Genomic DNA, 13,351 nt, shown 5'->3' with positions numbered 1-13,351 from the left:
CGGTCAGGCGCGGAAGGTGCCGGACTCCGGCCACACCCCGCTCGGCCTGCCCTGCTGCTCGGCCCAGACCACCGCGTGGCCGCACGCGGTGTGGGTTTCTTCGCTGTCGGTGAAGTAGTGGAAATTCAGCTTGTCGATGGTCAGCAGGTGCTCGCTCGGCTCCTCGGCGGGCGGCTCCAAGAGTGAGCGGGCGGTCACCAGGTAGCGGATCTCGGCCGGGGTCTCGGCGACGCGCCGCAGGCCGATTTCCCACAGCGGGGGGTGGAGCTGGTAGCCGCGCACCGGGTTCCCGGCGCGGAGGTCATCGTCGTACTGCTCGCCGATGGTCAGCGGGTGCAGACTGGCGTGCGCGGTGATCGCGCCGGTGCGCCGGTTCACGACGTAGTTGCCGAGGCCCATGCCCAGGTCGGCGGCGAGCTCCTCGTCGGTGAGCTGCTGCTGGCAGACCCAGCCGTACTCGCAGGGGTGGATCGCGAACGGGCGGTCGGTGCCGAAGACCTCGGCGAGGTAGCGCGGGACCTCGTCGTCGTTCCCCGGTGCGGCTGGGATCATGGCGTTCTCGTTCCTCCGATGTCCGCGGTGCCGCCCTCGGTGCCACGGGCGGGATGCGCGTTCAGAGTGTCGCCGAAGCGGGAACGCCGGACGAACCCGGGGTGTCGGCGGCACCAATTGCGCACTGCCGCAACTCGGCCCACGTCGCCGCAGGGGTGCGCTTCCGGCGGCGGCGCTCTACGCTTGGGCGGCTGACAGACCACGGTCGAGCGACGTTCCAGTTCGTGAGGGAGGTAGCGGTGGCCCCGCCCGCGCGAATCGGTGCCGCGCAGCCATGAGCCTCGAACTGCCCCCGGAGCTGCACTGGATCGGCTGGATCGCCGGTGCGCCGTGGCCCGAGGGGGACGAGGACGCCGCCTTCGCGGTCTCCGCCGCCTGGAAGACCGCGGCCGACCGGATCGACGCCCTGCTGCCCGGCGTCGACCGGGCCAAACAGGCCACCATGGCGGCTTACCGCACCGGCGGCGGCGCCGAGGAGATCGGTGCCCGCTTCGACCAGATCCGCACCGGCGAGCAGTCGCTGGAGGAGCTCGCGAAGCACATGCGCTCGGTGTCGGACATGGCGTTCGACATGGGCACCGAGATCCAGGCGCAGAAGATCACCATCATCGTCACGCTCTGCTGGCTGGTCATCGAGATCGCCCTGGCCTGGCTCTTCCCGCCCACCGCTCCGGCCAACGAGGCGGCGGCGCTCGCCACCGCGCGGGCGGTGATGATGGGCGCCGAGCAGGCGATGGTGAAGGCGATCGCCGCGATCGCCGCCCGGCTCGGCGCATCCGCCTCGAAGAAGTACATCTACAAGGGGATCCGGGTCCTCCCCACCGCGAAGGGCTGGGGCGTCATCGGCGCCACCGCCATCAAGGGCGCGGGCGAGGAGGCGTTCTTCAACGGCTTGGTCCAGTTGAGCCAGATGGCGGCGGGCACCAGGAAGGAGTTCGACGGCCAGGAGTTCGGGCTCTCGATGCTCGGCGGTGCGGCGGGTGAGGTGGTCGGCGACGCCGCGTCCAAGTGGCTCGGCAACAAGCTCGACGGCTGGCTCGGCGGTGCGGGCAGCGTGTGGAGCAGCGGTGCCCGCGGTGCGGGCGTCGGGGCCTTCGGCGACGGGATCGGCGGTATCGCGGGCAGCATCGTCGCCACGCTGGCCGCCGGGCAGTCCATCGGGGACGCGCTCACCCCGGAATCGATCGTCGGCGGGTTCGTGCAGGGTGGGCTGGTCGGCGGGGTCGGCGGGGTGCGCGGATTCGTCCCGCTGGACGGAGATTTCGGCGCGGCGGGCGGAGCGCAGGCGGAGGACTGGCTCGGTGACGACGCGGAACAGGCCGCGGGTGCGGTGCCGGGTCCGGCCGCGATCACCGAGGGGAACGGGGAGCCCGCTCCGGCCGTGCCGAGGGTCGACGGGTCACAGCCGCGGGGTGGGCCGGTCGGCACGAACGATGTCGCCACGGTGAATTCGCGCACCGGCGGGCCGGTGCCGCAGGAGCCGGGGGCGGCAGCACGGGGCGAAGTGGCGCCCGAGCGTCTCGGCGGGAGCCCGTTCACGCAGCAGGACGGCCTCGCCGCGGCGAGTACGGAAGCCGCTGTGCAGCAGCGGGAATCGGAAGGGGCGCAGCGTCCCGGGCAGGTCTCCGAGACCGGGGGGCCCGCGGCCGAGGTGACCGAGCGCGCGGTACCGCAGCCAGGCCGCGTCGACGGGGAGACGAGCGTCGAGCGGCCGGCGTCCCCCGTGCGGAACGGAGCCGAGCGGGTCGAGACGCCGGAGCAGTCCGAGCGCCGCATGCCGGTTGAGAGCGCCACGCAGGGGGACCGGGCGACGCAGGCCGCTGTGCCCGAGCGCGGGGAGAGTTCCACGCGCACGAGCGAGGTCACAGCGGACCGCGCGACCTCCCCGACCGGGCAACTCGACCGTACCGAACCGATCGGGCAGGGGCGGATCGACGGCGCCGAGACCGTCACCACCGCGGAGAACCCCGCCGTGGTCGAGCAGCGGGAGGCGGCGCAGCAGTCCGCAGCGGTCGAGAACCTGACCTCCGAGCAGCCCGGCTCGGCCGAGCAGCACGAGAGCGACGAGCGGCCGGGCGCGGTCCAGCAGAGCGATGTCCGGGATCCGGGTGCTGTAGAGCAGAACGGAACTCCCGAGGAAAGCGAGAGCCGGGAGCGGGGCGCGGTCGAGCAGAGTTCCGAGCAGCCTGGCACCCCCGAACAGAACGAGCACCGTGACCCCGCTGCGGTGGAGCAGGGTTCCGAGCAATCCGGTACCCCCGAGCAGAACGAGCACCGTGCGCCCGGTGCGGTCGAGCGGGACGTGATCGGCGACCGCGACCGCATCGAGCAGGCGGGCGACTCCGGCCGCTCCGAATCGATCGAGCAACCGCCGCCGAGCACGAACCTCATCACCGGGCCACCGCAGATCCGCACCGAGATCGGCGCTCAGCCGCTCGCCCCGGCCCAGCAGGGCAACCCGGCGCCTGGTGAGCAACTCCGATCCGAACCCCGGCCCGCGCAGCCGTCGGCGTCGATCCGCACCGGGCACGACGGCTCCACCGCCGCGCCGAACCCCCAGGCCGACCGCAACACGGCTCCCCGGACCACCGAGGGCGCCGTCCCGCGTTCCCTTCGCCCGCTGCAGACGGTGATCCCGCTCGCTCCGGCCCCGCCCGCCGCCGGGCTGCCGCGGCAGGAGGTCGCGGTCGGCGATCCGCCGCCCCCGCTGCAGGCCGGTGCCGGGCGGGATCGGACGGCCACCACCACCCCCGTCCCGGTCGACACCGTGCCCGCCCTGGTCACCGGGCTGCCCGACGGGCGGCCCCAGGATCTCTTCACCGGTCCCAAACGTCAGGGTGCCTCGCCCGAGCACGACCCGAAACGCCAGCGCCCCGATGCCTCCGGCACCGACCAGGGCGCGGCGGCACCCCAACCCGTCGCGATCCGGATCGACCCGCAGCAGAACCCGGTCCCGATCCCGCCGCCGCTCGCCGCCCAGCACGCGGACCGGACGCGGCGGATGACCGGGGTGCTCACCGACGCCAACGGGCTCATGGTGGGTGCCGACCCGTCCACCGACCCCGCGGCCCGGGACGCGTTCACCCTGATCACCGGCGAGTCCGCGGCCCCCGACCCCGGTATCGACCCGGACGACGCCGCCTACGCGCACCTCGCGATGTTCCTCGGGCATCCGAGTGCTGTCACCGCGCGCCCCACCGCCGACCCGCGGCACGGCGGCCTGGTGCGGCTGGAGGAGTGGTTGGGTGCCCCGCGCATCCGGACCGGAAGCACGGCGACCCTCGCGCAGCACCTGAACGACATCGACCGGCGGGTCCGGGCGATGGGGCCCGGCGGTGCCGCCATGGTGAGCCTGCGCGCCGCGATCCCCGGCGACTCGACGGTGGTGAACGGCATCCGGGTGCCGCCGGCCATGACGGCCTTCTCGGTGATCTTCCCGCCGGGTGCGACCGAGCCGCTGTGGTGCGATCCGATCGGCAGGCAGCTGTATCCGAGACCACCGGTCGAACTGCTCGGCCCCGCGATGATGGTCGTCTCCGCCACCACGGGCCGCGGCCGCGCACTCGTCGCCCCGGGGACCGTGGCCGCCCCGGGAAGCGGCCTGCCCACCCTGACTCCGCGGCAGCTGGCGCGGATCCGGCGGCCGTCCACCGTCCAGTTCACCGGCAGCCATCCGGCGACCGACCTGAACGCGCTCGGCCGCATACAGGACCTGATGCAGGTGGAGGACGGTTTCGCCGCGAACCGCGACCCGGGGCGGTACCCACCGGGACAACCGCCGTTCGTGCGGAGCATCAACGGCCCCGGGCTGAAGGGCTACGGCGGCAACACCAACTGCAACCTGTCCGTGCTCGCGCTGCTCTCCACGATGATCGGCAAGCCGGACGTCGCGGGCCCGATGCTGAATCCGGGGCCGGCGGGCGGCGGCGTCTGGCAGCTGGCTCAGGTGCAGCAGTGGCTCGGCGCGTCGAAGGTCTCGGCGCACTGGGCGCCGGACGGTTCGCGACGTGACGGGTCCGCGGCGCTGGATGCCGCGTACCAGGCGGTACTCGACGGCGGGCCCGGCTCGTTCGCCTACGTCGGAATCAACTGGCACGACCGGGATCCGAAGACCAAGCAGAAGCGCTATCACGCCGACAACGTCACGCCCGTCACCGCGGGGGCGCACGCGATCGCGATCGTCTACCCCGAGCCGGACCCGACCGCCGCCCTCCTGCCGCCCGGGTCGCCGGGCAACCGCCCGCTGTGGAGCGACCCGCAGGCCGGATGGATCAGCGCCGATCTGCCCGTCGAGTACCGGAACGACGCAGGCGAGGTCACCTATATCCCGTCGTCGGCGCAGCAGGTGGCCGCGGCTGCCGAGCACGACCACAGCCTCGAGGACGCGGTGCGCGATCCGGCCACCGGCCGGTTCGCGACCCTGCGGCATCCGGGCACCTTCGCCGCGGACGGAGGACCGCCCTACGGCTCCCGCGTGGTGTGGCGACCGCCCGGCGTTCCGTCCCGCTACAACTTCACCGAGGTGATCCGGGCGGCGGCATCGACCTTCGTCGGCATTCCCCGCTTCGCCGTTCCGCTGCGCGCCGCTTTCCCGCCGGGCAGCAGTGCCGAGAAGGCCTCGCTGCAGAATCTCGGCGGCAGGCTGCCGCTGGAGCATCTCTTCGGCTCGGCACCGGTCGATGTCGGGGTGCCCGGCCAGACGGTCGCGCAGCGCCTGGCGGAGGTGCACCAGGAAGTCCTGCGGCGGGGCAGGGGCACGATCGCGGCGGTGATGATGGGCCCGGGCAACCAGCCGGTGCTGGTGGTGTACCCGAACGAGCCCGGTGCGACCGGCCCGGTGTGGTGGAATCCGATCACCGGCGCCTGCATCGACCGGCCACCACCGGGCGGGGGCCCCGACCTGGTTGTGCGCCGGGTGATCACCGACGCACACGCGCTGCACCGGGCCATCACCACCCCGGTGCACGATCCACGGCTCGCCGCCGCGCTGGCGAAACACCTGCCGACGGCGCCGGTCGTCGCGCACCCGCCCGGTCCCTCCGCGCCGCACGGCCCCGCGGTGGCGGACCCGATCTCCACCGAGCCGACGCCAACCGTCCTCGGGCCGGCGCCCCGGCGGCAGCCACCTCCCGCGCCGACGACCGGCAAACGGAGTAGCCCCGACGACGACGGGGCCACCGATGCTCCCGCCCCGAAGCGTCAGCGCGGCGCCGATCCGGACGCCGAGTCCGAGGCAGGTGCCGAGGACGACGCCGTGCGGCAGAACGAGGAGTACGGCGACGATCAGGACGTCTCGGACGGCTACACCGACGCCTTCCTCACCACCGACGAATCCGAGCCGGAGTCGGACGACGAATCGACCGCCTCGGCCGAGCGGCCCGCCCCGTCGTCGATTCCGGCTCCGCCGCAGCACGATCCGATCCCGCACCCGGCCGCACCGGGTGCGCGCGTGCTCCCCGATGTGACCGCGGGCCGCGCGGACCGCCCCTGGCTCTACTCCGAGCCGGACCTCCTCGACCAGTGGGCGCTGGAGGGGCTGATGACGGTCGACGGCAGCGCCGTCATCGGCGCCGACCCGCGGACCAACCCCGGCGACCCGGGCAATCCGAACGCCGTCCCCTGGGCGGAGTGGATCAACCCGGATGGCACCGGCAACGAGCTGGACACCGCGCTGTCGGCGCTCTCCACCTTCTGGGGCGATCCGCAGACGGCGGCGCCGCTGGCACCGGGGGTGTCATCGGACGGCGCGGAATCCGACCCGAACGGCTGGGATCCCTACATCCGGGCCGAGACCTACCTCGACTGCGGCTTCATGAGCGCGGCGGGCGACGGCCGCGATCCGGCGCAGCAGGCGGCGCTGGTCCAGGCGGGCGTCGAGCGGATGCCGCCCGGATCGGCGGCGCTGGTGCTGACGCACTCCTACCGGGACAAGCCGGACGGCACCGGCATGGACGTGACCGGCAAGGTGGCCGTGCTGCTGCACCCGGTGCCGGATCCGCACTCGGCGCAGACGGATTCGCGGTCGAAGACGGTGTGGTTCGATCCGGCGACCGGGCAGACCTCGGAGCAGCCGCCCCCCGGCCTGCTGCTGGAGGCGGATCAGCTCTGGTTCATCCCGGCCACCAGGGATCAGGTGATCGCGGGCGCCACCCAGGGAGCGGAGCCGCCGCCGATTCCCGCTCCGGCGGCGAGCAGGCCGATCGGGCCGGGTGGTTACCGCCCGGCCGAGAACCCGCAGTACCAGCGCGCGCTGGAGCGCGCGACGACCGGGCCGGACGGCCCGATCCGCTACTTCGACCCGGCTAGCTTCCCGGCGGCGCGGCTGATCAACGGGCCGGGCACGACCGAGCCGGGGCGCACGCACAACTGCCCGGAGACCGTGCTGAACGGCCTCTCCACCTGGTTCGGCAACCCGGGGGTCGCCGCCGCCACCTGGCACCCGACGACCGCCGACCGGAACGGGATGCAGCGGCTGGCGCAGTACCTCGGCAGCAGGCAGCGCCGGTACTTCGACCCGGCGACCCCGCGGCAGCACCTGGAGGCGATCCAGCGGGGTATGGCGCGGCGCGGTCCGCGCTGGGCGACGGTGGTGTTCACCTCCACGCTGGCGAGGGACGGGCAGGGCGGGTTCCGCACCGGCCCCGACGGACGATTCGTGAACGAGCGGGACCACGTCCGGCAGATCGTGTTTCCCGAGCAGCGCGGGGCGCCGCTCTGGTGGGACGCGCAGAGCAACTACACCTCGCCGACGGTGACCGGCACCATCGTCGACCGGTCCGATGTGGTGACGTTCATCCCGGTCACCGCCGCGCAGCTGGCACACGCCGCCACCTTCTTCGAGCAGGCGGTGGACTCCGGGGGCGGGCCGCACGGGGAATCGCGGACATCCGAGCCGGATTCGATCTCGGAGGAGGCGCGGCGCGAGTTCGCGCTGCTGCTCGGGCGGCCCGCGTCGCCGGAGCCCGGTGCCGACGGTCCCCGCTCCACGCCGCCCTCCCCGCCGATCTCGCCGCTGACGACGCCGCTCTCCGGCCCGCTGGGGCCGCCGTCGCGGCCGATCTCCCCGTTGGAGCTCGAGCCCGACGCGCCGTTCGCGCGTCCGGTGTCGCCGGTCGACGCCGATGGGGTGCCCGAGCGTCCGGTGTCGCCGGTCGGCGAGGAGCGGCCGCTGCCGGTTCCGGCATCGGCGGAGCAGGAGCCGTCCGATCCGGCTCCGGATGAACTCGGCACCGAGGCGGCCGATCCGGCGGACCAGCACGCACCCGCCGATCCGGACGCCGACCAGGAACCTGCCCCGGACGACGATCAGGACGGCACAACTCCGGGTGCGCCGCACGGGCCCCGCCTGCTGCGCGCGGGACGCGCCCGCCCGCAACGGGTCCGGCCGGAGGAGTGGGAAGACATCCCGGACTTCCAGGCGCCGGACGGGCCACCCGTCGACTGGCTGCCCGGCGACGCCGACCCGCGCACCGCCGAGGACGAGGTGCAGCCCGTTCCGCCGCCGCTGCCCGGAGCGCCGATGCGGCAATCCGTGCGTAGGTTGTATCGGGAGCCCCCGGCAGCCGAGGAGCAGGCCCCCTTGTTCGTCCGCCGTGCCGCGCACGAGCCGGTGCCCCCCGAGCCGTACCCACTCGACGATCGGCCCTCGCCGCGGGGCGTGCACCGTCCGGCCGAGCAGTCGGAGGTGATTCGTCGGCCCGTCGAGCCGGAAGCACAGGATCTCAGCGAGGAGCCCGAAAACGAGGCCGAGCCGGGTGCCGGAGCCGAGCCCGCGGGTGACAGCGAGCTCGAGGAAGCGGCCCGGCGCACGGCACACATCGCGGCTGCGGACCGCGCCGAGGCCGTGGTGACTCGGCTCGCCACCGACGACGCCCTCCCCGAGGTCGACATCCCCTTCACCCTCGGCACTTTCGACACCTGATCCGCCGCGCCCCTTCGTCGTTGCGCGCCGGGCACTCGCCGTTCACCCTGACATGCTCGAATCCGGGGACCCGTCCCGAGGAGGAGAGCGATGCCCCGGCCCGCGGAGCCCGACCGAAACCTCGCGCGATGAGCCTCTACCTGCCGGAGGAGCTGCGCTGGCTCGGCTGGGTCGCGGGCGCGGCGTGGCCGGACGGAATGGAAGACGAGGCGTGGGCCACCTCCAAGGCGTGGGAGGAGGCGAGCACGGCGATCACCGCGCTGCTCGCCAAGGTCGACGAGGCCAGGCTGGCTACCATGGCGGCCTACCCGCAGGGCGTGACGGCCGAGGAGATGGGCGGCCGCTACACCGAGATCCGCACCGGCGACCAGTCCCTCGAGGCGCTCGCCGAGGCCATGAAGATGATCTCGGACAGCGCCTTCGATATGGGCACCGAGCTCCAGGCCACCAAGCTCACCATCATCGTGACGCTGTGCTGGCTGGCCGCCGAGATCGCCTGGGCCTGGCTCTTCCCGCCGACGGCGCCGGCGACCGAGGGCGCCCTGATCCTCACCACCCGCTCGTTCCTGAAGGTGTTCCAGGACAGCGTGCAGAAGACGATCGCCAATCTCGCGGCCAGGATGGGCGCGCCGACCGTGGCGAAACGCCACTTCCTGAAGGAATGGATTCATCTGCGGCCCGTCGCCCCGACCGCGAAGGGCTGGGGCGTCTACGGGGCCCGCGCGCTGGAGGCCGCGGCCATCGGCGGCGGGATCAACCTGTCGGTGCAGGTCGGCCAGATCGCCGACCACAAGCGCCGCGGCGGGGTCAACGGCAAGGAACTCGGCTTCTCGATCCTCGGCAGCGTCGCCGGTGCGCTGCCCGCCCGCGAATTCGGCCGCGTGCTCGGCCACTACGCCGACAAGGCGGGCAAGAAGTTCACCGCCAAGGGCTGGAATCTGGACAACGGGGCCTACCGGACCTTCCGCGGCGCCGCGATCGGCTCGATCGCGGACGGTATGGGCGCCGCCGTCGGCAATATCGCGGTCGGCAGCGTCAACGCGATGCTCGGTGGCAACTTCGCGGATTCCTTCACCTCCGGCGAGGGCTGGGCGGGTGGCTTCATCCAGGGTGCGCTGGTCGGCGGCGGGCGCGGTGCCTCCGCGTACACCGGCAATATTCCGAAGGTGGGCGACGGCGTCAGCACCGCGCAGTTCCGCCGGGAGAACTGGCGTGGTTACGGCTGGTGGTTCGACGAGAGCTGGGGGAAGGGTTTCGGCAACTCCACGAAACCGGCGGGTACGAATATCGAGCTCGGCACCGTCGGCGGGGGGAACACCGGCGGTGCGACCAGTTCGGCGCCGAGCAGCCCCGGGGCCGGGCTCGGCGACGGCACGCCGGTCGGCCCGCAGGGCCATGCCAGGCCGAACGGTGGACCGCTGGGGCAGCACGGGTTCGACTTCGGCAGTATCGACGGCTCGGGCACCGGCCGCCCGATCGTGGGCGGCGCGCCGCTGATGAGCGGCGGGCTCACCGGTGGTGAAGCACCGAGTGGCGGTCAGCACAGCCCGGTCGTCGCCGGTACGACGACCGGCACGCCGGTGGGCGGTGACGGGAACCAGGGCTTTCAGGGGAACCAGGGTGGTGGGAACCAGGGATTCCAAGGGAATCAGGACGTTGGGAACCAGGGATTCCAAAGGAATCAGGACGTTGGGAACCAGGGATTCTTCCAGGGAACTCAGAGCGTCGACGGAACTCGGACCACGCAGGGTGATCTGGGTGGTGGGAACCAGGGCTATCAGGGAATTCAGAGCGTCGAGGGGGGCGGCAATCAGAGTTTCCAGGGGAACCAGAGCGTCGACGGCGCGCAGATCGTCCAGGGGAACCAGGGCGGCGGATACCAGGGTGCGCCGGTAAGCCCGAGTGTCGACGGAAACCAGAGCCCCCAGTTCTCGCCGACGATTCAGACCAACCAGGGCGGTGGGCTGGGGAACCAGGGCGTCCAGGGTGGCGGCAACCAGGCCGTGCAGACGAACTCGGCCGTGCAGACCAACTCGGGCGCGCAGACCAACCAGGGCAGCCAATCCAGCCAGAGCAGCCAGAGCAGCCAGAGCAGCCAGAGCAGCCAGACCAGCCTCGGCAATCAGACCGGCCTAGGTAACCAGGGTGGCCTAGGTAACGAGGGTGGCCTAGGCAACGAGGGCGGCCTCGGGAACCAGAGTGCGGAGACGAATCTCGGCGGCCTCGGCAACCAGGGCGGCGAGGGCAACCTTGGCACGATCGGCAACCAGAGCGTCGACAGCGTCCAGAGTCAGCAGGGCGGCAACGGACAGCAGGGCGGCCTGGCCGACGACAACGGCACCCCGATCCGGGGCGACACCGTCCAGGCGGCGCCGGGCAATGCGGTGCAGCAGGGCAATGTCCTCGGCGGCGAGCACTCCGGTACCCAGCAATCGCAGACCGGCGGAGACCAATCGAACACGCCGATGCAGCGCGACACCGAGTCCGACTCGCGGTACGACCGCTCCGAGACCAACACCCAGCTGGGCCGGAACGACAGCGTGGACATCAGCCCGCCGAGCAGCCCGATCGGCAGAATCGACTACGCCGCCGAACCGCCCATCAGCCCGCTGTCGGATTCACCCGCACCGCAATTCCCGGCCAGGCAGGGCGATTTCTCCGGTTTCGACTTCCAGTTCGGCGGCGGTGACTCGTCGCAGCACGGCGGCGGCTACGGACTGCCGTCGCCGAGCGATTCCTTCCCGCCGATCGGCCAGGTGAACGGTTTCCAGGGCCTTCCGAATCCGGGCTACGGCGGGGATTCGACGTCCTCGCAGCAGAGCCCGCCGGCAACGGGAACCGAGTCACCGGCCAACCGGGCCCGCCGGTTGGGGTTGCCGAGGCTGAATACCGAGATCAACCCGGTGGTGCCGCCGAGCCGGGAACCGGCCGCCGCCCCGGCCCGGCCCGGAGCGCCGGTGATCCCGGAGGGGATGTCGGAGTCGGATTTCGTCGCCGGGCCGGTGCGGCCGGGCCCGACGATCGCCCCGGTGATCCCGGACGGCATGTCCGAGTCGGATTTCGTCGCCGGCCCGGTGGACGGCACGCAGCCCTTCGTGATCACGCAGACCGGTCAGGGCAACCTGCTCTTCGACGGCTCCCCGTTCACCCCGATCGACGGCTCCGGCCTGTCGTACGGCGCCGATTCCGCTACCACGACCGATTCCGACGGGGCGAGCGTCTTCGGCTGGCCGCTCACCGAGCACCCGACGATCGGCAGCCAGGCCAGCATCGGAAGCAACAGCAGCGGGCACTCGATCGTCGAGGGGACCGCGACCGTCGGCGGCGGCAGCACCCAGGCCGGGCTTGCCGCACAGCACACCGACGAGAAGTACGGCTTCGTCGGTGAGGGCAAGGACGTGCGCGGCAAGGCCCGCCCGCAGCGGTGGCCGAAGTGGCCGCACATGCCGCAGCCGTTCACCCCGGCGGACGGCACCGACGAGCCGTGGCTCCCCGATGGCGCCGTCGCCGCCCCGGATGCCGAAGCGGAGGGGCCGGTGGATTCGCCGCAGCCGCCGGAAGCGACGCCGGGAACCGCGGACCCGGACGGCGACACCCAGCCGCCACCGACCGCCGAGCAGCGCGCGGGAGCCGCGAGTGATGTGGACGTCGCTTTCACCCTGTGAGGCTCCGTACTTCCGGTTCCGGCTTGCGCGATGCGAGTGGAAGACGAGCGATTGCCGCAGCTGAACGCCGTGCGAGAATGCCGGACCGACGGGTTCGGGAGATTCGAATTGGTCTGTGCGCCACCATAAGTTAAGAGTCATACTGTGTACTGTTGCACCGGGAGCGCGCGGTCGATCCCGGCGTCGCGCCGCCAGCCACGAATCGGAGAAGGGGACGAGATCATGGCCGAGAGGATCGAGGTCGATCCGGACGCGCTCGCCGGCGCGGCTGGGCTCACCGAGGAGGTCGCCCTCGGCGTCCGCTCCGTGCTGACGACGCTGGAACAGGAGCTGGTCACCTACGAGTCGGCCGGGCCGGACCAGCCGTGGGGCAGCGACAAGATGGGCAAGAAGTTCATCCAGGGCGACGCGAACAACGGCTACCAGGCCTCTCGGGACAATCTCCTGCAGGGGCTGGAGGGTATGGCGGGCACCCTGGAGGAGTTCGCGGCGGGCCAGCGGGAGGCGGTCACCGCGCTGACCACCGCTGACCAGCCGGCCCTCTGATCCGGGCGCGGACAGCGGATGCGCCGCGGCGCATATCGAATTAGGCTGTGCGCCACCGGAAGTTAATCGCGCTGGGATGTAATGCCGGAGCGAACCGTTGCGCATTTCGGGGCTCGGAGTTCGCGCACCGCCGAACCGGAGGTAGACATGTCGAATCGCCGTCTGCAGGAAGACATGGCGGTCATGCTGAACGGCCTGCGCGACCAGATGCAGGGAATCGCGGAGGTGCAGCGTAAGCGCTCGCTGCTCACGGCGACGGTCACCGCCTGCGAGAAGCGCATCGCGGTCACGGTGAACGCGGACGGGCTGCTCGTCGAGACGACGTTCGCCGACGACATCCTCGACCTGGAGATGGACGAGATCGCGCTGAACATCACGGCCGCCGTGCAATCCGCGGCGGCCGAGGTCGCGAAGAAGGCGGCGGAGCTGATGACTCCACTGCGCGAGCAGCGGGACGCGCTGCCCTCGCTCGCCACCATCGTCGACGGCGCGCCGGATCTGAGCGGCCTCATCCCGTCCGCCCCCGAAACCCCGAAGGTTCCGCCGAGCTCTCCGGACTGGCCGGGGCGGCGGGACGACGAGAACGGCGGCTCGGGCCCGCAGTCCATCGTCGCCGACCGGGACTAGCGGTGCGCCCGGCCGCCGAGTACCACCGAGACAGAGAGAC

General features: G+C 72.3%; 5 protein-coding genes. 4 read left to right on the top strand and 1 reads right to left on the bottom strand.

All coding sequences use genetic code 11. The annotated features are described in order from the left end of the window. Window positions 1-3: 3 nt before the first annotated feature. Window positions 4-552, bottom strand: coding sequence for a hypothetical protein (locus ACFUJ1_RS26080; protein WP_378649669.1), 549 nt, complete (start codon window positions 550-552; stop codon window positions 4-6). Window positions 553-826: 274 nt separating this feature from the next. On the opposite strand from ACFUJ1_RS26080, the gene ACFUJ1_RS26075 reads away from it, so the two are divergent. The 4 genes from ACFUJ1_RS26075 (at window position 827) to ACFUJ1_RS26060 (ending at window position 13,311) form a co-directional block, all read left to right on the top strand. After that, on the top strand, window positions 827-8,473 hold the full coding sequence (locus ACFUJ1_RS26075; protein WP_378649667.1) for a toxin glutamine deamidase domain-containing protein: 7,647 nt from the start codon (window positions 827-829) through the stop codon (window positions 8,471-8,473). Between the two features lie 128 nt (window positions 8,474-8,601). Then, the gene (locus tag ACFUJ1_RS26070) at window positions 8,602-12,138 is read left to right on the top strand and encodes a hypothetical protein (RefSeq protein WP_378649665.1); all 3,537 of its coding nucleotides are present in this window, start codon (window positions 8,602-8,604) and stop codon (window positions 12,136-12,138) included. A 222-nt stretch (window positions 12,139-12,360) separates the two neighbouring features. Further along, window positions 12,361-12,684 carry a hypothetical protein gene (locus ACFUJ1_RS26065; protein WP_378649663.1) on the top strand — a complete coding sequence of 108 codons (324 nt, stop codon included), beginning with the start codon at window positions 12,361-12,363 and terminating at the stop codon, window positions 12,682-12,684. Window positions 12,685-12,831: 147 nt separating this feature from the next. Beyond that, window positions 12,832-13,311 carry a YbaB/EbfC family nucleoid-associated protein gene (locus tag ACFUJ1_RS26060; protein WP_378649661.1) on the top strand — a complete coding sequence of 160 codons (480 nt, stop codon included), beginning with the start codon at window positions 12,832-12,834 and terminating at the stop codon, window positions 13,309-13,311. Window positions 13,312-13,351 lie beyond the last annotated feature (40 nt).

This window comes from Nocardia sp. NPDC057227 (assembly GCF_042669725.1).
Classification (GTDB): Bacteria; Actinomycetota; Actinomycetes; order Mycobacteriales; family Mycobacteriaceae; genus Nocardia; species Nocardia asteroides_A.
This window is presented reverse-complemented; position numbering and strand designations above follow the sequence as displayed.